At 65.1% G+C, this 18,330-nt stretch carries 21 protein-coding genes; 10 read left to right on the top strand and 11 right to left on the bottom strand.

Features of this window, described 5'->3' with window-relative positions; genetic code table 11:
- Positions 1–5: 5 nt before the first annotated feature.
- Together LK12_RS21485 and LK12_RS21480 are read left to right on the top strand one after the other, a co-directional pair.
- Positions 6–1,052, top strand: a complete 1,047-nt coding sequence (locus tag LK12_RS21485; protein ID WP_039288794.1) for a quinone-dependent dihydroorotate dehydrogenase — start codon at positions 6–8, stop codon at positions 1,050–1,052.
- 85 nt (positions 1,053–1,137) lie between these two features.
- Positions 1,138–2,958 carry an AMP-dependent synthetase/ligase gene (locus LK12_RS21480; protein WP_039289715.1) on the top strand — a complete coding sequence of 607 codons (1,821 nt, stop codon included), beginning with the start codon at positions 1,138–1,140 and terminating at the stop codon, positions 2,956–2,958.
- Between the two features lie 80 nt (positions 2,959–3,038).
- On the opposite strand, the gene LK12_RS21475 is transcribed toward LK12_RS21480, so the two are convergent.
- From LK12_RS21475 to LK12_RS21450, 6 genes are all read right to left on the bottom strand, one after another.
- Positions 3,039–4,010 (bottom strand): ParB/RepB/Spo0J family partition protein, encoded by a 972-nt coding sequence (locus LK12_RS21475; protein WP_039288792.1) that lies wholly within the window; start codon positions 4,008–4,010, stop codon positions 3,039–3,041.
- The gene (locus LK12_RS21470; RefSeq protein ID WP_039288789.1) at positions 4,007–4,783 is read right to left on the bottom strand and encodes a ParA family protein; all 777 of its coding nucleotides are present in this window, start codon (positions 4,781–4,783) and stop codon (positions 4,007–4,009) included. The genes LK12_RS21475 and LK12_RS21470 overlap by 4 nt, the downstream gene beginning before the upstream one ends.
- The gene (gene rsmG, locus LK12_RS21465) at positions 4,780–5,421 is read right to left on the bottom strand and encodes a 16S rRNA (guanine(527)-N(7))-methyltransferase RsmG (protein WP_039288788.1); all 642 of its coding nucleotides are present in this window, start codon (positions 5,419–5,421) and stop codon (positions 4,780–4,782) included. The genes LK12_RS21470 and rsmG overlap by 4 nt, the downstream gene beginning before the upstream one ends.
- On the bottom strand, positions 5,418–7,265 hold the full coding sequence (mnmG, locus tag LK12_RS21460; protein ID WP_039288785.1) for a tRNA uridine-5-carboxymethylaminomethyl(34) synthesis enzyme MnmG: 1,848 nt from the start codon (positions 7,263–7,265) through the stop codon (positions 5,418–5,420). The genes rsmG and mnmG overlap by 4 nt, the downstream gene beginning before the upstream one ends.
- Before the next feature lie 67 nt (positions 7,266–7,332).
- A complete protein-coding gene (gene mnmE / locus LK12_RS21455) occupies positions 7,333–8,610 on the bottom strand; it encodes a tRNA uridine-5-carboxymethylaminomethyl(34) synthesis GTPase MnmE (protein ID WP_039288783.1) in 1,278 nt (425 codons plus the stop codon).
- A 39-nt stretch (positions 8,611–8,649) separates the two neighbouring features.
- Complete coding sequence (locus tag LK12_RS21450) at positions 8,650–8,925, bottom strand: DUF6489 family protein (protein WP_039288780.1); 276 nt, start codon at positions 8,923–8,925, stop codon at positions 8,650–8,652.
- Positions 8,926–9,026: 101 nt separating this feature from the next.
- On the opposite strand from LK12_RS21450, the gene LK12_RS21445 reads away from it, so the two are divergent.
- Genes LK12_RS21445 through LK12_RS21435 form a run of 3 tightly spaced genes read left to right on the top strand, consistent with a single transcriptional unit; the run spans position 9,027 to position 12,318 of the window.
- Positions 9,027–9,728 (top strand): dienelactone hydrolase family protein, encoded by a 702-nt coding sequence (locus tag LK12_RS21445; protein WP_039288778.1) that lies wholly within the window; start codon positions 9,027–9,029, stop codon positions 9,726–9,728.
- Between the two features lie 7 nt (positions 9,729–9,735).
- Positions 9,736–11,322 carry an FMN-binding glutamate synthase family protein gene (locus LK12_RS21440; protein ID WP_039288775.1) on the top strand — a complete coding sequence of 529 codons (1,587 nt, stop codon included), beginning with the start codon at positions 9,736–9,738 and terminating at the stop codon, positions 11,320–11,322.
- A gap of 27 nt (positions 11,323–11,349) precedes the next feature.
- A complete protein-coding gene (locus tag LK12_RS21435; protein ID WP_197063613.1) occupies positions 11,350–12,318 on the top strand; it encodes a quinone oxidoreductase family protein in 969 nt (322 codons plus the stop codon).
- Positions 12,319–12,497: 179 nt separating this feature from the next.
- On the opposite strand, the gene LK12_RS21430 is transcribed toward LK12_RS21435, so the two are convergent.
- On the bottom strand, positions 12,498–13,025 hold the full coding sequence (locus tag LK12_RS21430) for a hypothetical protein (RefSeq protein WP_039289710.1): 528 nt from the start codon (positions 13,023–13,025) through the stop codon (positions 12,498–12,500).
- Positions 13,026–13,288: 263 nt separating this feature from the next.
- Between LK12_RS21430 and LK12_RS21425 the strand changes: the two genes are divergently transcribed.
- The gene (locus tag LK12_RS21425) at positions 13,289–13,468 is read left to right on the top strand and encodes a hypothetical protein (protein WP_039288773.1); all 180 of its coding nucleotides are present in this window, start codon (positions 13,289–13,291) and stop codon (positions 13,466–13,468) included.
- Positions 13,469–13,495: 27 nt separating this feature from the next.
- Here LK12_RS21425 and LK12_RS21420 read toward each other — a convergent pair whose 3' ends face one another.
- From LK12_RS21420 to LK12_RS21410, 3 genes are read right to left on the bottom strand one after another with little or no spacing between them, the layout of a single operon-like run.
- Complete coding sequence (locus LK12_RS21420) at positions 13,496–14,296, bottom strand: bifunctional sulfur carrier protein/thiazole synthase protein (protein ID WP_197063612.1); 801 nt, start codon at positions 14,294–14,296, stop codon at positions 13,496–13,498.
- Positions 14,297–14,345: 49 nt separating this feature from the next.
- Positions 14,346–14,570: a sulfur carrier protein ThiS gene (thiS, locus tag LK12_RS21415; protein WP_039288770.1), complete on the bottom strand. Its 225-nt coding sequence runs from the start codon at positions 14,568–14,570 to the stop codon at positions 14,346–14,348.
- 16 nt (positions 14,571–14,586) lie between these two features.
- Positions 14,587–14,958 (bottom strand): MerC domain-containing protein, encoded by a 372-nt coding sequence (locus LK12_RS21410; RefSeq protein ID WP_039288768.1) that lies wholly within the window; start codon positions 14,956–14,958, stop codon positions 14,587–14,589.
- 127 nt (positions 14,959–15,085) lie between these two features.
- Between LK12_RS21410 and LK12_RS21405 the strand changes: the two genes are divergently transcribed.
- From LK12_RS21405 to rpsI, 4 genes are all read left to right on the top strand, one after another.
- On the top strand, positions 15,086–16,180 hold the full coding sequence (locus tag LK12_RS21405; RefSeq protein WP_082010675.1) for a COX15/CtaA family protein: 1,095 nt from the start codon (positions 15,086–15,088) through the stop codon (positions 16,178–16,180).
- Positions 16,177–16,494: a divalent-cation tolerance protein CutA gene (gene cutA / locus LK12_RS21400; protein ID WP_039288765.1), complete on the top strand. Its 318-nt coding sequence runs from the start codon at positions 16,177–16,179 to the stop codon at positions 16,492–16,494. Before LK12_RS21405 ends, cutA begins: the two co-directional genes overlap by 4 nt.
- Before the next feature lie 152 nt (positions 16,495–16,646).
- Positions 16,647–17,126, top strand: a complete 480-nt coding sequence (gene rplM / locus LK12_RS21395; RefSeq protein ID WP_039288762.1) for a 50S ribosomal protein L13 — start codon at positions 16,647–16,649, stop codon at positions 17,124–17,126.
- Positions 17,126–17,641, top strand: a complete 516-nt coding sequence (rpsI, locus tag LK12_RS21390; protein WP_039288760.1) for a 30S ribosomal protein S9 — start codon at positions 17,126–17,128, stop codon at positions 17,639–17,641. Before rplM ends, rpsI begins: the two co-directional genes overlap by 1 nt.
- A 100-nt stretch (positions 17,642–17,741) precedes the next feature.
- Here the strand turns inward: rpsI and LK12_RS21385 are convergent, their stop codons facing one another.
- Complete coding sequence (locus tag LK12_RS21385; RefSeq protein ID WP_039288757.1) at positions 17,742–18,146, bottom strand: nuclear transport factor 2 family protein; 405 nt, start codon at positions 18,144–18,146, stop codon at positions 17,742–17,744.
- Positions 18,147–18,330 lie beyond the last annotated feature (184 nt).

Genomic DNA, 18,330 nt, shown 5'->3' with positions numbered 1-18,330 from the left:
GCGCCGTGCTCTATCCCCTCATCCGCCCCGCCCTTTTCCGAATCGACCCCGAAAAGGCCCATGGTCTTTCGCTGAAGGCGGTCAGGTTGGCCGCGCGCCTGCCTGCCCGCATTGCGCGAGAAGACCTCGCGATTCGCGTCGCCGGCATCGATTTTCCCAATCCGGTGGGCATGGCCGCCGGCTACGACAAGGACGCCGAGGTGCCCGACGCGCTGCTCGCGCTCGGATTCGGGTTCGCCGAAGTGGGTTCGATCACGCCGCTGCCCCAGGCGGGCAATCCCAAACCGCGGCTGTTCCGGCTGGTGGAAGACCGCGCGGTGATCAACCGCATGGGCTTCAACAACGGCGGTGCGCAGGCCGCTCTCGCCCGCCTGCAGGCGCGGGCCGGACGACCGGGCGTGGTGGGCATAAACATAGGCGCCAACAAGGATTCGCCCGACCGCGTGGCCGACTACGCCGCGATGGCGCGGTTCATGGCGCCGCTCGCGAGCTACCTGGCCGTCAACATCTCCAGCCCCAACACGCCCGGGCTGCGGGCCCTGCAGGACGAATCGGCACTTACCGGCCTGCTCGACGCCGTGATCGAGGCGCGCAATGCCGCCTGCGGCGATTCCCGGCGCCCCCCCGTCTTCCTCAAGGTCGCCCCCGATCTCGAACCCGCCGACATCGATGCGATCGCCCGCATCGCCATCGAGAAGGGCTTGGGCGCGCTGATCGTCTCCAACACCACGATTACCCGCCCTGCCCTCGCCTCGCGCCATGCCGGCGAGAGCGGCGGTCTCTCGGGCGCCCCGCTGCGCGATCTGGCCCAGCAGCGCCTGCGGGACTTTCGCAAGGCTACCGGCGGAGCCGTACCGCTGGTGGGAGTCGGCGGTATCGCCGATGCCAGCGACGCCTGGGCCCGGATCCGGGCGGGGGCCAGCCTCGTCCAGCTTTACAGCGCCATGGTCTACGAAGGTCCGGGCATCGCCCGCGCGATCTGCAAGGGGCTGGAAAAGCTGATGCGCCGCGACGGTTTCGCATCGGTGGCGGAGGCGGTCGGCACCGGGTAGGAGGCGCCCATACCAAGGTTGCCGCAACTTTCCCCCCCGCCTAGACGTTCGGGTGTAACAAGAAAGGGGGATGCAGACAGGCGCCATGGACCTCGCCGAATTCGACAATAGCCCGAATCTCGTTTCGCTGTTCCTGAAGCGGGCCGAGGCACGCGGCGACGCGCCCATGCTCTGGGCCAAGCAAGACGGACAATGGGTTTCGATAAGCTGGGCCGAAGCCGCCAGGCGGGTCTGCCTGCTGGCCGACTCCCTGCGCCGTCTCGGACTGGAACCGGGCGATCGCGTGCTGATCGTGGCGGAAAACCGCCCGGAATGGTGCCTGGCCGATCTCGCGATCATGGCGGCCGGCTGCGTGACGGTGCCCACCTACACCACCAATACAACCCGCGATCACGTCCATATCCTCGAAAACTCGGGGGCCCGGGCGGCCATCGTTTCCAGTGCGAAGCTCGCGAAGGTGCTGCTGCCCGCCATCGTGCAAACCGACATGTGCCGCCACGTCATTGCTATGGAAGCCCCCGCGCCCATGCAGGGCGGCACTTTCGCGATGTACGACTGGGACGAGATGCTGACGGGCGATCCCCAGCAGGCCCGGGCCGATGTCGAGGCGCGGCTGGTGTGCATGGAGCGCGATCACCTCGCCTGCATCATCTACACCAGCGGTACCGGCGGGGCTCCGCGCGGGGTGCGCCAGCATCACGGAATGCTGCTTTCCAACGTCGCGGGAGCCGCGCGGATCATCCATGAGGACTTCGGCTGGGCCGATGACGAGACCTTCCTGTCGTTCCTGCCGCTCAGCCACGCCTACGAGCACACTGGCGGACAATTTCTGCCGATCGGGCTCGGCGCCCAGATCTATTACGCGGAAGGTCTCGACAAGCTGGCCGCCAATATCGAGGAGACGCGCCCTACCATCATGGTCGTCGTCCCGCGCCTTTTCGAAGTTCTGCGGACGCGGATCATCAAGCAGATCGAAAAGCAGGGCGGGACTGCCAAGCGCCTGCTCGATGCGGCCCTGGGCCTCGCCGCGCGCAAGGAAAGGGGCGAACGCCGGCTAACGGACCGGTTCCTCGAATTCGCCTTGGAACACACGCTGCGGCCCAAGGTACGCGCGAAATTCGGGGGGCGGATGAAGGCCATGGTTTCTGGTGGCGCACCGCTCAATCCGGAAATCGGCACGTTTTTCGACGCCATGGGCCTTACCCTGCTGCAGGGATACGGGCAGACCGAGGCCGGCCCGGTCATCAGCTGCAACCGCCCTGCGGCGGGGGTCAAGTTCGATACCGTCGGGCCGCCGCTGCGCGGGGTCGACGTGCGCATTGCCGAGGACGGGGAAATCCTCGTGCAGGGCGAACTGGTCATGTCCGGCTACTGGCAGAACGAGGCGGCCAGCGCCAACGTGCTCAAGTTCGAGACCGGTTCCGGCACCTGGCTGCACACGGGCGACATCGGCCACTTCGATGACCGCGGCCGCATTTGCATTACCGACCGCAAGAAGGACATGATCGTCAACGACAAGGGCGACAACATCTCGCCGCAGAAGGTCGAATCGATGCTGACCCTGCAGCCCGAGATCGCCCAGGCCATGGTGTCCGGCGACCGGCGGCCCTACATTGTCGGCCTGATCGTGCCGGACGCGGAATGGGCGCAGCAGTGGGCCGACGCCCGTGGCAAGTCCGCGAATGTGGCGGAGCTGCAGAACGATTCCGATTTCCGCAGCGCCGTGCGCACGGCGGTCGACCGCGTCAACGAGCATCTGTCGGTGATCGAGAAAGTCCGCCGTTTCGAATTCGCCGACGAGCCCTTCGCGATCGAGAATGAGGAAATGACTCCCAGCCTCAAGATCCGCCGGCACAAGTTGCGGGAGCGCTACGGGCCGCGCCTTGCCGCCCTCTACAAGGGATGAGCCAAGCTTTTCCTTTTTATTCAGCGCGATAGCAAGCCATCAGCCGCCGCCAGCGCGGCGCGGCCGGGCCGGGAACCCGTCTAGATCGCGCCGCCGGTGAGCCTCTGGCAGATCAGGTCGAGCTGATCGAGCGTGGTGTAGCGGATGGTGACCGCGCCCGACTTGGGATCGGCATCGGCATTGATCTTGACCGGCAGCCCGAGAAATTCTTCCAGGTGGCTCTGCACGGCCGCGATATCGGCGTCTTCGGCCGGATCGCGCGCAGTCCGGGCCCGCCGCGGCGCGGCGTCGCCCCGTTGCTTCTTGCGCACCTGCTTCTCGACTTCGCGCACGGACATCTGCCTGGCAACCGCGGCCTCGGCGATTTCCTCGGCATCGTCGCAACCGATCAGCGCGCGGGCATGTCCCATCGAAAGGTCGCCCTTCTCGACAAGTTCGATCACGCCCTGCGGCAGCGCGAGCAGCCGCTGGAAGTTGGCGACATGGCTGCGGCTCTTGTCGACCATGCGGGCGATCTCGGCCTGGGTCATGCCCTCCAGCTCGGAGAGCCGGTTGTAGGCGTGGGCCTCCTCGATGGGATTGAGGTCTTCGCGCTGCAGGTTCTCGATCAGCGCCAGCGCCATGACATCGCGCTCGGACAAATCGCGCACCAGCGCCGGAATCTCGTGGAGGCGGGCCTTTTGCGCCGCGCGCCAGCGGCGTTCGCCGGCCACGAGCTGATAGCGGCCGTTGTCCATCGGCCGCACTATGATCGGCTGGATGACGCCGCGCTGGGAGATCGAGGCCGCCAGTTCCTCCAGCGCGTTCTCGTCGAAGATCCGGCGCGGCTGATCGGGGTGCGGGGTAATGTCGGCAATGGCCAGCGTCTTCAGTCCGCCCGCACGCGACGGCGCGGAAGCCCCCTCGCCCGCCGTCGGCGCAACGGGCTCCTCGCGCCGCGATTCGCCCAGCAGCGCACCGAGGCCGCGCCCGAGCCCCTTCGCCTTCTGGCGGGACCCACCCTGCGCTTGCCCCGCCGGGGCATTAATGCGGACGACCGATTCGTCGCTCATGCGGCTTTCCTCTTCTCGGGCAGTCGAGTGATCAGTTCGCGTGCCAGTGCCATGTAGGCGCGACTGCCGGCGCAAGCATGATCGTAGATCAGCGCCGGAACCCCGTGGCTGGGCGCTTCGGACAAGCGCACGTTACGCGGAATAGTCGTCTCGAAGACGAGCTTGCCCAGGCATGAGCGTACGTCTTCGGCAACCTGGTCGGTCAAGCGGTTGCGCCTGTCGAACATGGTAAGCGCGATACCGATGATCCCCAGCTCGGGATTGAACCGCTGCTGCACCCGCTCGACCGTCTGGAGAAGCTGGCTGAGGCCTTCCAGCGCGAAGAACTCGCACTGCAGGGGAACCAGCAGGGTATCGGCGGCGGTCAGGGCATTGAGCGTGAGCAGGCCCAGCGACGGCGGACAGTCGATCAGGCAGACATCGTAGCCAAGATCACCACGCAGGGCGTCTTGCAGGCGGTGGGCGCGATCGTCCTCGTTGACCAGTTCGACTTCCGCGCCGGACAAGTCGACCGTCGCCGGCAGCAGGTCGAGGCCGGGAATTTTCGTCTGCATTGCGCATTCGGAAACCGGCGCCCGGTCCACCAGCACGTCGTAGGACGAAGCTCCGCGCTCGGATGCGGAGACGCCGATCCCGGTCGAGGCATTGCCCTGCGGATCGAGGTCGATCATCAGCGTCTTCCAGCCAGTCGCTGCCAGCGCTGTCGAGACATTGATGGCGGTCGTCGTTTTTCCGACCCCACCTTTCTGGTTGGCAATGGCAATCCGGATCACTTGGTCTTGTCCTTCCTGCCGGCCAATGTGCCGACAATAACGCCTGCCTGCGGGTCCGTCAGGGACTGTTCCACGTGGAACACATGCCGCCACTTTCGAAGGTCATCCAATTCTTGCTGTGCAGACCGCCCTTTGGGCAACAGCCAGACGGTGTCACTTGTGGAAAATCGCGCTGATAACGCCAACAACCGCTCCAAAGGTGCAAATGCACGCGCCGAAATGACCGAAACGGGACGTGTCTCGACCATTTCCAGACGTTGGCCGATTATTTGCGCCTTATCCAGCCCCATCGCGATTCGCGCGCGCTCGAGCCATTCGATTCGCCGTGTTCGCGATTCGACCATGATCACCTCGCACTGCGGCTTCAGCGCGGCAATCACCAGTCCGGGAAAGCCAGCCCCGGTCCCGAGGTCGAGCCAGGGGCCTTTTGTTTCACGTGGAACATGCGGAAGCAGCTGCGCACTGTCGACGATATGCCGAAGCCAGACCTGGCCGAGGCTGGCGGCAGACACGAGGTTCTGGCGTGTGTTCTCTTCGGCCAGCAGGACGCAAAGCAGTTCCAGACGTTCCCACGCCGCTGCATCGCATTCGGGCAGGGAGCCCAGCCAGGCCCTCGCCTCTGCTTCGGATTCGATCACGCAGCCTCCCGACGCGCATGGACGAGCAACGCGGCAAGCGCTGCAGGCGTGATCCCGGGGATGCGGCCCGCCGCGGCCAGCGTGGCTGGACGCGCACGGGTCAGCCGCTCGACCATTTCGCGGGAGAGCCCGGGTATGGCCTCGTAGGGGAAATGGTCTCCCAGCGGCAAAGCCTCGCTCGCCCGCAGGTCGCGAAGTTCGCGCTCCTGCCTTTCGAGGTAGGGCGCATAGGCGGCATCCTCGGCCATCTCCTCGGCAAGAGCGTGGTCGGAGACGAGGGCTTCGTCCAGCCAAGGGGACAGCCCTGCCAGATCGACCCCGCCGAAACGCAGCCACTCGCGCAGCGGCAAGCGGCCTGCATCGGTCCGCACGGGAAGCCCGGCATTGGCGAGATCGTTGGCCGAGACCGGTCGGTCGAATGCCTCGGCCAAGGCCGCCCTCGCCTCCTCGCGCTGCGTGAACCACGCCCGGCGTTCCGGCCCCGCGGCGCCAACGGCGATCGCCAGCGGCGTCAGCCGGCTTGTCGCGTTATTGGCGCGCAGGCGCAGGCGATATTCGGCGCGGGCGGTGAGCATCCGATAGGGTTCGCTGACCCCGTGCAGGGTCAGGTCGTCGATCATCACAGCCATGTAGCTGTTTGCCCGGTCGATGGCCGGAGCCTCACGGCCCAGCACATCGGCGGCGGCATGCATACCCGCGACGAGGCCTTGCGCCGCCGCTTCCTCGTATCCGGTCGTGCCGTTGATCTGGCCGGCACAATAGAGACCGGGAATGTCGCGCAATTCGAGGCTCGGGCGCAGCGCGCGCGGGTCGATGTGATCGTACTCGACCGCATAGCCCGGCACGACCATCTCGACTGTCTCCAGCCCTTCCATCGTACGCAGCATCTCGAGCTGGACGTCGGCCGGCAGCGACGTGCTGATCCCGTTGGGATAGACGAGGTGGGTGTCGAGGCCCTCCGGCTCGAGGAAAATCTGGTGACCGTCGCGGTCGGCGAAGCGGTGGATCTTGTCCTCGATCGACGGGCAATAGCGCGGCCCCTGCGCGCCGATGGCTCCCGAAAAGAGCGGCGATCGGTGCAGGTTGGCGCGAATGACATCGTGGCTGCGCAGGTTGGTCCGAGTGATCGCACAGAACACCTGCGGATTGACCCGACGCCCGCCCATGGCGGACATGGTCCAGAATTCGCCGTCCGACGGCTGTTCACCAAGCCGAGCCCAGTCGATGGTGCGCCCATCGAGGCGCGGCGGAGTTCCGGTCTTGAGCCGCGCCATCGGCAACCCGGCCTCGCGCATCTGCGCCGCCAGCTTCTGGGCCGAGGCTTCGCCGATGCGTCCGCCGACGATCCGCTCCTCGCCGCGGAACAGCGTGCCGCCAAGGAAGGTGCCGGTGCACAGGACCACGGCGCTGGCGGTGAGGCGCGTACCGTCGGCAAGGTCGATGCCGACCGCCCTGCCCCCTTCGAGCACGAGCGCGGCCGCCTCGCCGGCGACGAGTGTCAGGTCGCCCTGACCTTTCAGAAGCTGGTGTATGGCGGCCTTGAACAGCCGGCGGTCGGCCTGGACGCGAGGCCCCTGGACCGCACTGCCCTTCGAGCGGTTGAGCATGCGATAGTGGATGGCGCCGGCATCGGCAGCGCGTCCGATCAGCCCGTCGAAGGCATCGACCTCGCGCACGAGGTGCCCTTTGCCGAGACCACCGATCGCGGGGTTGCAGCTCATCGCGCCGATGGCCTCGAGATCGAAGCTGACGAGCGCGACACGCGCGCCCATGCGCGCTGCGGCGGCAGCCGCCTCGCAGCCGGCATGGCCGCCGCCGATCACGATCACATCGAAGGAATGCATGGGCGGCCCTTACTCCACGCCGGAATTTCCGTCAAAGCGCCTTGTCATGTTTCACGTGAAACGTGGCTCATTTTCCGATGCAGAAACGCCCGAAAAGGGCATCGAGCATGTCTTCGGTCGTCGCCCGGCCAACCAGAGCGTCGAAGGCGACGCGCACCAGCCGCAAGGACTCCGCGACCAGCAGCGGATCGCTCTCCTGCCGCGCGTCGCGCAATGCATTCCCCGCCTGGACCAACAAGGCATGCTGGCGCTGGCTCAGCGCTGCATCGCCGGGCCGGGGCATGGCGTTCCTGGCCGTCTCCACCAGATCCCGGCGCAGGGCATCGAGCCCCTCCCCTGTCACTGCAGAGACCCGATGGCGCGGCGTCGCCTTGCCATCCGCACCGGCCCGGTCGCACTGGGCCGCGATTTCCCAGCTGCCCTGGGGTCCCTCTCCTTCGGGCCCGAGCCAGAGCACCAGATCGGCCCTGTCGAGCGCCGCGCGGGCGCGGGCAATGCCGATCACTTCGATCTCGTCGCCGGACTGGTCGCGCAGCCCGGCCGTATCGGCGAAGACGAACGGCACCCCCCCGATGGCGACCGCACGTGTCAGGACGTCACGCGTGGTGCCTGCCAGCGGCGCGGTGATGGCTGCCTCGTCCTCGACGAGGGCATTGAACAAGGTGCTCTTGCCCGCATTGGGAGGCCCGGCCAGGACGACCCGGAACCCCTCGCGCAGCGTCTCGGCACGGGGCCGTGCGAGCCAGTCGGACACTTCGCCGCTCAGAACCTCGAGGCGCCGGACGAAGTCGGGGGGCAGATCGGCGACGTCGTCCTCGTCGCCGAAGTCGAGCACGGCCTCCACGGCAGCGGAAGCGGACAGAACCCGCTCGCGCCAATCCTCCACCTGCCGCGAGAAGGCGCCGCCGGCCATCGCCAAAGCCGCACGTCGTTGCAGGTCCGTCTCTGCCGACAAGAGATCCGCCAGCCCTTCGGCCTCGGCCAGATCGATACGGCCGTTCGCGAAGGCCCGGCGGGTAAATTCTCCCGGCGTGGCGCGACGCAGGCCCGGCAGGTCGGCCAGGGCGTTTTCCACGGCAGTGACGACCGCCCTGCCCCCGTGCAGGTGCAGTTCGGCAAGATCCTCGCCGGTGGCGGTCCGCGGCCCCGGAAACCACAGCACCAGAGCCTGGTCGAGGACTGTTCCACGTGGAACATGCAGCGTGCGGTAGCTCGCCATGCGTGGTTGCGGAAGCTTCCCCGCCAAGGCCGCCAGCGCTTCGCCTGCCTGCGGACCGCTGATCCTCACGACAGCGATGGCGGCGGGCGGAGACCCGCTCGAAAGCGCAAAAATCGTATCGGCCATGATCGGTGCAGCAGATGGCGGGCGGAGAAGCCCGCCGCGCTAGTCGTCCTTCTTGGGCTTGCCCGACGCGGCATTCGATCCGCTCATCGCCATCGCCATGCCGTTCTCGAGGAAATTCTGGAACATCTTCAGTCCGAATTCGCCCATCGGCGCGATCTGCTTTGTCAGTTCGTGCAGTTGGTCGAAGCTGCCGGCGCCCTGCATCGCATTGGTAAGGGCATCGACATAGAGTTCATTGGCCCTCGTTACGTCGGGCAGGCCAAGAAAACGCCGGGCCTCTTCAGGCGAACATTCGACCTCGACATTGACTTTCATTCAGCGTCTCCCGCCGGATTTCTTTGACATAGCTGACACATGCGCTTCACAAAGTCCATTGCAAGTGCCTAACAAGCCCCAAACCGATTCAGGAGAGACACATGGCGACGACGAACACCGAAATCCCCACGCTCGACGGCGACGGCATGATCCCGGCCTATGTGGTGAAGCCCGAGGGTACGCCGCGCGGGGCGATCATCGTGCAGCAAGAGGTGTTCGGCGTCGATCCCGGCATTCGCAAGAAGGCCGACGGCTGGGCGGCGAAGGGCTATCTCGCCGTCGCTCCCGATGCCTTCTGGCGTCAGAAGCCGGGCGTCGAACTCGATGCCGACAAGCCCGAAGAGTTCCAGCAGGCGATCGACCTGATGATGAAGCACGACTTCGACCTCGGCATCCATGACATCGAGGCGGTGATTCACTGGATCCGCCGCGAACAGGGCGTGCCCAAGGTCGGCCTTGTCGGATACTGCATGGGCGGCAAGGTCGCCTACATGGTGGCGGCGCGCACCGACATCGATGCCACGGTCGGATACTACGGCGTGGGCATCGACCAGATGCTCAATGAAAAGCATGCAATCGCCCGTCCGCTGATGCTGCACGTCCCCACTGCGGACGGGTTCGTGCCGCCCGAAGCCCAGAAGGCGATGCACGAAGGTCTCGACGATCATCCCCGGGTGACGCTCCACGACTACGAGGGGCTGGACCACGGCTTTGCCGCCGAGATCGGCTCGCGTCGCGACGAGGCGGGCGCCGCTCTCGCCGACAGCAGGACCGAAGCCTTCTTTGCGGAGCACGTCGGCTAATCCGGCCGTGACGATCATTCCGCGCTATGCCGTTCCGGCAGCGGTCGTCTTTCTGACGGCCGCCTGCTGGTTCGTCGTCCCCCTGCGCTGGGCGCTGATCCTTCTCGTCCCGATCCTGCTGCTGACCTTGTGGGATTTCGTGCAGAGGCGGCATGCCTTGCGCCGCAACTATCCGCTGATCGCCCGCATTCGCTGGCTGTTCGAGGATCTGCGTCCTTACCTGCGCGCTTACATCGTCGAGAGCGACCGCGAAGGTCGCCCGTTCACGATAGACGAGCGCGCGCTCGTCTATGCCCGCGCCAAGGGCGATATCTCGACCCATCCGATGGGTACCGAGCTCGACGTCTATTCCGACGAATACGAATGGCTGGGGCATTCGATCGTCCCCACCGACCAATCGCCGCAGACCTGGCATGTGCGTGTGGGCGGCGATGCCTGCACCAAGCCCTATGACAGCGCGCTTCTCAACATCTCGGCGATGAGCTTCGGCTCGCTTTCGGCCAATGCCATAGAGGCCTTGAACAAGGGTGCAAGGATCGGCGGATTTGCCCATGATACCGGTGAAGGCTCGATCAGCCGTTATCATCGCAAGCACGGTGGCGACCTGATCTGGGAACTGGGCAGCGGCTATTTCGGCTGCCGCCACAAGGATGGCCGGTTCGACCCCGAGCTCTTCGCGGAGAACGCGCAGGACGACCAGGTCAAGATGGTCGAGATCAAGCTCAGCCAAGGGGCCAAGCCGGGCCATGGCGGCATGCTGCCCGGCGCCAAGGTCACGCCTGAGATCGCCGAGGCTCGCAAGGTCGAGGTCGGCGAGGACTGCATATCACCGCCCGGCCACTCGGCGTTCTCCACCCCCATCGAACTGCTCGAATTCGTCGCTCGGCTGCGCGAGCTATCCGGTGGAAAGCCAGCCGGCTTCAAGCTCTGCGTCGGACAGCCGCACGAAGTCATGGCCATCGTCAAGGCCATGCTGGAGACCGACATCACCCCGGACTTCATCGTCGTCGACGGGGCCGAGGGCGGTACCGGCGCTGCTCCGCAGGAACTGACCGACAACGTCGGCATGCCCTTGCGCGAAGGGCTGATCCTGATGCGCAACGCGCTGATCGGTACAAAGCTGAAGGATCGTATCCGCCTCGGGGCCTCGGGCAAGGTTCACTCCGGCGCCGGCATGGCGCGCTCTTTCGCTCTCGGTGCGGACTGGTGCAATGCCGCCCGGCCCTTCATGTTCTCATTGGGCTGCGTACAGTCGATGAAATGTCACACCGGCGAGTGTCCTACCGGGGTCGCCACCCAGGTCGCCTGGCGCCAGAAGGGCCTTGCGGTTGATGACAAGGCCGAACGTGTCGCCCGCTTCCAGCGCGAGACGCTCAAGGCCCTGCGCGAAATCGTGGTCGCCATGGGGTACGACAGCCCATGGGAATTGACGCAGCACGACATGTACCAGCGGATCGACAGCGCCAAGGCGGGACCGCTCGACGAAGTCTACCGTTTTCTCAAGCCCGGGCAGCTTCTCGACGATCCGGATTCGACCCAGTATTCGCGGGCCTGGCGGGTGGCGCGGTCGGAAACCTTTCGTAGAGTAAATTAAATCAATATTTCAAAGGCTTGTTCTGAAATGGCGAAAGGATACCGCATCGTCGTCAGGGCCCATGGCGGTCCTGAGGTGCTCGAACGGGAAGCCTTCGAGGCCCCCTCCCCCGGCCCCGGCGACCTGTTGATCGAAACCGAGGCGGTGGGCCTCAACTTCATCGATACCTACTACCGCAAAGGCCTCTATCCCGATGCCCTGCCGATACACCTCGGTTCCGAGAGCGTGGGCCGTATCGTCGCGATCGGCGATGGCGTCTCCGGCTTTGCGCTCGGAGAGCGCGTCGGCGCCACCCAGAACGGCGGCGCCTATGCCTCGCACCGGCTGATCCCCGCCGACAAGGCCATTCGCATACCGCAGGGCATCACCCCCGAAGTGGCGGCCGCCGTCATGCTGAAAGGGCTGACCGCCTGCTATCTTGCCGAGGACACGTTTCCCGCGGGCCGCGGCCACACCGCGCTCGTCCATTCGGCCGCTGGCGGGGTGGGATCGCTGCTCGTCCCCTGGCTCGTCGACAAGGGCGTAACCGTCATCGCGCATGCCGGATCCGCGGAAAAGGCGGCACAGGTCCCGGCGCAGCATTCGCTTCATGCGCCCTTCGACGCGCTGGCGGAGGCCGTCCATGCCGTGACCGCCGGCGCCCTGTGCGACGTGGTCTACGACGGAGTGGGCGCGGCATCGTGGAGCACGTCGCTCGCCTGCCTGCGCCGCCGGGGCATGATCGTGAGCTACGGGAACGCGTCGGGGGCGGTGCCGCCGATCTCGCTGCTGGAGCTGATGCGGGGCGGTTCGCTCTACGTCACCCGCCCTACCCTCGCCGACTACATCGCCACGCCGGAAATGCTCGCCACCAACGCGAAAAAGCTCTTCGACCGTATCGCCAGCGGCGTGCTCGCACCGCACATCGGCCAGACCTACCAGCTGGAAGACGCCGCCGAGGCGCACCGGGCGCTGGAGAACCGGGAAACCACCGGATCGACAGTGCTTGTCCCGTAACGCCGCTTTCCTACCCGGCCCCGGCCTGTCACGATCGGCGGGCTCCTTCGCATCGTCGGCCAAAACGCAGAAACGCAGAAACGCGCCGGTTCTTCACCGGCGCGTAACGCATAACTACCTGATTTTTCTTGCTATCCTGAAATTTCCATTGTGTCCACGTGGACAAGCTTTGCGAAGTTTCAGGCTGCTTCCTGCTCGATGAATTCCGGATAGAAACTCGGTTCGCGCTCCGACCAGCCGGGAGCCGTGGCAGCGGCCTCGCTGATCGAGTGAAGCAGCAGCTTGCGGCGGTCCGGGCGGATCTGCGGCAGCGCACCGGCCCCGCAGAAGGCGCCGGGCAGCCAGGGACGGACCCAGGCGCCGAGCAGCCGCTCGTAGAGGAAGCGAAAGGCCGAAAAGCAGGTCAGCCTTTCCTGTGCAAGGTCGAATGCGGCCATGCGGACCAGCTTGCCCATGAAGACCTCGAGATCGTCGAAGCCGATCTCGTCCGGCCGCATTCCGCGCAGCGCCTTGAGATCCTGGTAGGCGACATATTGCTTGCGGATCGAAGCCGCTTCGGCCTCGTTGCGCGCCCAGAGCTTGAAGGCGTCCTGGCGGCCGAGGCCGATGTCGAGGCTGCGCCGGATGTAGCGCTGCTCGCAGGACGTGAAGCTGGCAAACTCGCGCAATTCGCTGATCGTCAGAGTTGCCGTGCCTACATAAGTCATGGTCGTAACCCCCGTGACCGTCTTGACCGTGAATCGAAGGAAGCCCCCCTTCACGATTCGCAGTTAACCATCGGGGCGGTTACGAAGTTGTTAACTATGCAAAGGTTTGTCTCCTACGTGCAGGGTAAGCACTTGGAAACCAATCGATTAACCACCGAAAACGAGAGTTTTCCGAGGAACGAAGACCTCCGCGAGTGCATTTGGATAGAAAGCACGGCCTGCGTGAGGCCTGCACACCACACGAATGCGCGGAGAAATCGCGAATGGAATACCTATGGGCGTTTACTACGATCGGCGGCCCCATTCTTCTGGGGCTCGCCATCCTCTACGCAACGATCAGATACATGCGGCGCGACCGCAGGTATGATCCCGTCTCGGAAAGTTCGGCACGCCGCGTGCGCGAGGACATCGCCAAAGACGAAGACCGGCCGGGCGGCAGCTGAACGCCTTGCCGAACCCGGCAGCGCCGATCAGATCAGCCCGGCCAGCGGGCTCGACGGGTCGGCATAGCGCCGCGTGGCCATCCGCCCGGCCAGGTAGGCGTCGCGGCCCGCTTCCACCGCCAGCTTCATCGCCTTCGCCATGCGAATCGGGTCCTTGGCTTCGGCGATCGCGGTGTTCATCAACACGCCGTCGCAGCCCAGCTCCATCGCCACGGCTGCATCCGATGCCGTACCGACCCCGGCGTCGACCAGAACCGGCACATTCGCGCCTTCGACGATGAGGCGCACCGTTACCTTGTTCTGAATCCCGAGACCTGACCCGATGGGCGCCCCCAGCGGCATGATCGCCACCGCGCCCGCTTCCTCGAGCTGCTTGGCGGCGATCGGATCGTCCACACAGTAGACCATCGGCGCAAAGCCTTCCTTGGCCAGAACCTCGGTAGCCTTCAGCGTCTCGCGCATATCCGGATAGAGCGTGCGCGCCTCGCCCAGCACCTCCAGCTTGACCAGATCCCAGCCCCCCGCCTCACGGGCCAGGCGCAGCGTGCGAATGGCATCGTCGGCGGTAAAGCAGCCGGCCGTGTTGGGCAGGTAGGTGGTCTTCTTCGGATCGATGAAGTCCGTCAGCATCGGCGCCTTGGGATCCGAAATGTTCACGCGGCGCACCGCCACCGTCACGATCTCGGCCCCGCTCGCCTCCACCGCCGCGGCGTTCTGCTCGAAATCCTTGTACTTGCCGGTGCCCACGATCAGGCGCGAGGTGAAAGTACGGCCGGCAACGGTCCAGGTGTCGGCGGTGGCGGCAGGGGTATCGGTCAAGGTTCGCATCCTTTCGGGAGCGCAGCGGTTCGGAAAAAGGCGGAAAAAAACGGCGGGCTCAGCCGCCACCTACGAAATGGACAATCTCCAGCACGTCGCCGTCGGCCAGCGATACATCGGCCAGAGACGAGCGCGGCGCAATCTCGGCATTGCGTTCGACGGCGACCTTCCTCGGGTCGAGGCCGATGTTTTCGACAAGATCGGCAATGGTCGCGCCGGCCGAGATACGGCGCGGTTCGCCATTGACGGTCAGCAGAAGTTCGCCCGAAGTTTGTGATGCCATGCCCCGCAGATAGCGTTCAGCAGGCCGGGTGCAAGTTCCGAATGTGCGCGAAGGCGACGAGAGCGACGCCCGCTATCGTCAACACCGCTTCAGGCAGTCCGTGACCGACGGCGATTGCCGACGCCATCAAGGCGAGCCCGAAACCTCCCAGTACCAGCGGACCGATCCGCCCGTGACGCAGAATACCGAGGCCGAGCGAGACGAGGCCCACGGCAAGCGCCAAAACCAGGCCGTAGCGGTGAATGGCCGGCGACATCAGCATGCCTCCGCCCAGCCCCAGCACGCCGACCAGGACTACGCCCAAGACGCAATGCACCATACACAGGCCGCTCAGGAGAATCCCTGCACGGTCGAGCCGGTCCCGAATCGCGATAAAGGCGCTGCGCATGTCACTGCAGATATGTAATGTTGTAACATCATTCAAGCCCAACCCGCTATCGCACGCTCGAAAACGACGCCTCTTGCACATTGCTTCGCGAAATCGCAGGAAACGCGTCCATGAAAGTCGAAAAAGCATGAAAGTCACCGACGGTCGCCCCCTCATCGGTACCACCGACGACATTACCCCCATGATCCGCTGGCTGCAGATAGTGGCCGCGCTCGTGGTCTTGATCGTCGCAGTCGGCGGTATCACCCGCCTTACCGAATCCGGTCTCTCGATCACGCAGTGGAAGCCAATAACCGGCGCCATTCCCCCGCTGAACGATGCCCAGTGGCAAGCCGAATTCGCGGATTACAAGAAGATACCGCAGTATCTAGATATCAACGGTCCAGCCGGCATGACGCTCGCCCAGTACAAGTTCATCTACTTCTGGGAATGGGTCCATCGACTGCTGGCACGCCTGATCGGGTTGGCCTTCGCGCTACCCCTGGCGTGGTTCTGGTACAAGCGCACGATCCCGCTGGGTTACAAGCCGCGCCTGCTCGCCCTGCTCGCGCTGGGCGGTCTCCAGGGGGCCCTGGGTTGGTGGATGGTCTCGTCCGGGCTTACGCCGGAAGCAGCAGACCGGGTCAGTCACTTCCGCCTCGCGGCCCACCTGCTGGTAGCGCTGACGACGCTGGGCGGTCTCGTCTGGACGGCGCTGGACCTCAAGAACCTGCGGGTAGGGGAACCTCCGGTCCATATCACGGGCTTCGGAATTGTAACTCTGGCGGTTTTGGCGTTCCAGTTGCTCATGGGGGCCATGGTGGCGGGAATGCGGGCCGGCTATGTCGCCGGCGCCGGTTGGTTCAGCCTCGACGCCTGGCCGCTGATGCAAGGCCGTTTCTTCCCCGAAGGCGTCGACTGGGCGGGGGGATTTATCCACGCCTTGTTCAACGACCCCTACCTCACCCATTTCGTGCACCGGTGGTGGGCCTGGGTCGTGGTGACCATTCTCGTCGTCATGGCCAGAAGACTGCGCGACCGGCGCCAGCGCATCATTTCCGTCGCCATCCACACCGCATTCGGAACCCAGGTCATCCTGGGCATCTTTACGGTGTGGTCGGGCGTCGCCCTGTGGCTCGCGGTTGCCCATCAGCTGTGCGGCGCGCTGCTCGTCGTGGCCACGGTATGGGGGGCCCACGCGCTCGGACGTCGCGATCCCGTCAACCTCCTGAGCGGCCCATGACCACCGCGGCCTTGATCTGGTGCCCCTTCCCCGATGAGGAGGCCGCACTCGCGGCGATCAACACGCTGCTGGACGAACGCCTGATCGCGTGCGGAAACGTGCTGCCGGCGATGACCTCGATGTTCGCATGGAACGGGCAGAAGGACATGGCGCGGGAAAACGGTGCACTGCTGAAGACGAACACCGACCTTCTGGAGCAGGCCATCGACCGGTTGGCCGACATCCATCCTTACGAGGAGCCTGCAGTGGTCGGATGGCACTGCGATTCGGCGGCGATGGGAACGCTCGATTGGTTGGGCGCCATCGCCCGATAGACCTTAAGGTATCATATTACCTCTATGGAAATCCGCAGCCAGCTTGACTTACACGCCCATTTGGACGATTTGGCCGCCTTCCCGCACGGTGCGAGATTCGCGGATACATGCGATTCTCCCGGCGTGCGCACGAAACAAGGGATAGACCAGCCATGAAGGCGCTTACGAAGGTCACCCGGTCGATCAAGCCGGCCGAGGTGGAAAAGAAGTGGCATCTGATCGATGCCGAAGGTCTGGTGGTTGGCCGCCTCGCGGTTGTGATCGCCGATCTGCTGCGCGGCAAGCACAAGCCGAGCTACACCCCGCACGTCGATTGCGGCGACCATGTCGTCGTCATCAACGCCGAAAAGGTCCGCTTCACCGGCAACAAGCTGAAGCAGCAGACCTACTACAAGCACACCGGCTATGCCGGCGGCATCAAGGAAGTGACCGCGGACAAGGTTCTCGCCGGTCGCTTCCCCGAGCGCGTGCTCGAGAAGGCCGTTGAGCGCATGATCCCGCGCGGCCCGCTCGGCCGTGACCAGATGCGCGCCCTGCACGTCTATGCCGGTTCCGAGCACCCGCATGGCGGTACGCAGCCGGAGCCCCTCGACGTCGCTTCCATGAGCCGTAAGAACAAGGTGGGCGCATAATGTCCGAGAACGAAACCGTTTCGAGCCTGTCCGACCTCAAGGACATCGCCGGCAACGCCCCCGAAGGCGAAGCCGAAGTTGCTGCTCCCGTTTCCAACGCGCCGCTGCGCGAACAGGAAATCGACGCCCAGGGCCGCGCCTATGCCACCGGCCGCCGCAAGGACGCCGTTGCCCGCGTCTGGCTGAAGCCCGGCAGTGGCAAGGTGACCGTCAATGGTCGCGACCAGGAAGTCTACTTCGCCCGTCCGACCTTGCGCCTCGTCATCGCGCAGCCCTTCACGATCACCGGTCGTGAAGAGCAGTACGACGTCGTCGCCACCGTCAAGGGCGGCGGTCTCTCGGGTCAGGCCGGTGCCGTGAAGCACGGTATCTCGCAGGCCCTCAGCAAGTACGAGCCGGCCCTACGCAGCACGGTCAAGGCCGCCGGCTTCCTCACCCGCGACAGCCGTGTGGTTGAGCGCAAGAAGTACGGCCGCGCCAAGGCCCGCCGCAGCTTCCAGTTCTCGAAGCGCTAAGCGTTTCGCGAGCTAAGGCTTACGAAAAAGGGGTCGCGAGGCAACTCGCGGCCCCTTTTTCGTCGCGGAGGGCGTGACGGGGTTCGGCGCCTTGCGGTGTTCAGCCGGTACCCAGAACGGCATCGGCCAGCTTCGTGTCCAGATACTCGCGTACCGAAACGATCTTGCCCGCCTCGAGCCGAAAGGCGAAGCAATAGTCGTTGTTATAGCGCTGCCCTTCCGTGGTCGTCGTGTCGCCGCGCGCCAGCACCACGACGTGGTCGCCATCGGCGATCACCAGCTCGGGTATGTTGAGATAGGGTGCGGCAAACCGCGAAAAGAGCGGGCCCATGAGATCCTTCTGGACGTTTGCCAGCCCTTTCGCCTCCCTGGACCAGTAGCTGCTTCCCATCACGCGCCAGGTGATGTCCTCCGAGAAAAGCGCCATGAAGGCGTCTGCATTGCCCTTCTCCAGCTCTTTGAACGCGCGCGAAAGCGCCGCCCTATTCCGCTCGGCAACCGACATCTCAATCTCCTCTCAGGCGCTGCACCAATGCCCCTCCGTCACACGTTGGACGGAGAAAATGCGGATAGGGCAACCCTGTCACCATTTTGCAGCGACTTTGTGGCCGACAGAGCGAATCGGCCCACCGCGACACGCCGCCTACCATCACCAGCAATGAGAAAATGGGATCTCTGCGGGCAGGGCA

Source organism: Novosphingobium malaysiense (assembly GCF_000802225.1).
GTDB lineage: Bacteria > Pseudomonadota > Alphaproteobacteria > Sphingomonadales > Sphingomonadaceae > Novosphingobium > Novosphingobium malaysiense.
Note: the sequence above shows the minus strand (reverse complement) of the source record. Positions and strands in the feature narration are given on the sequence as shown.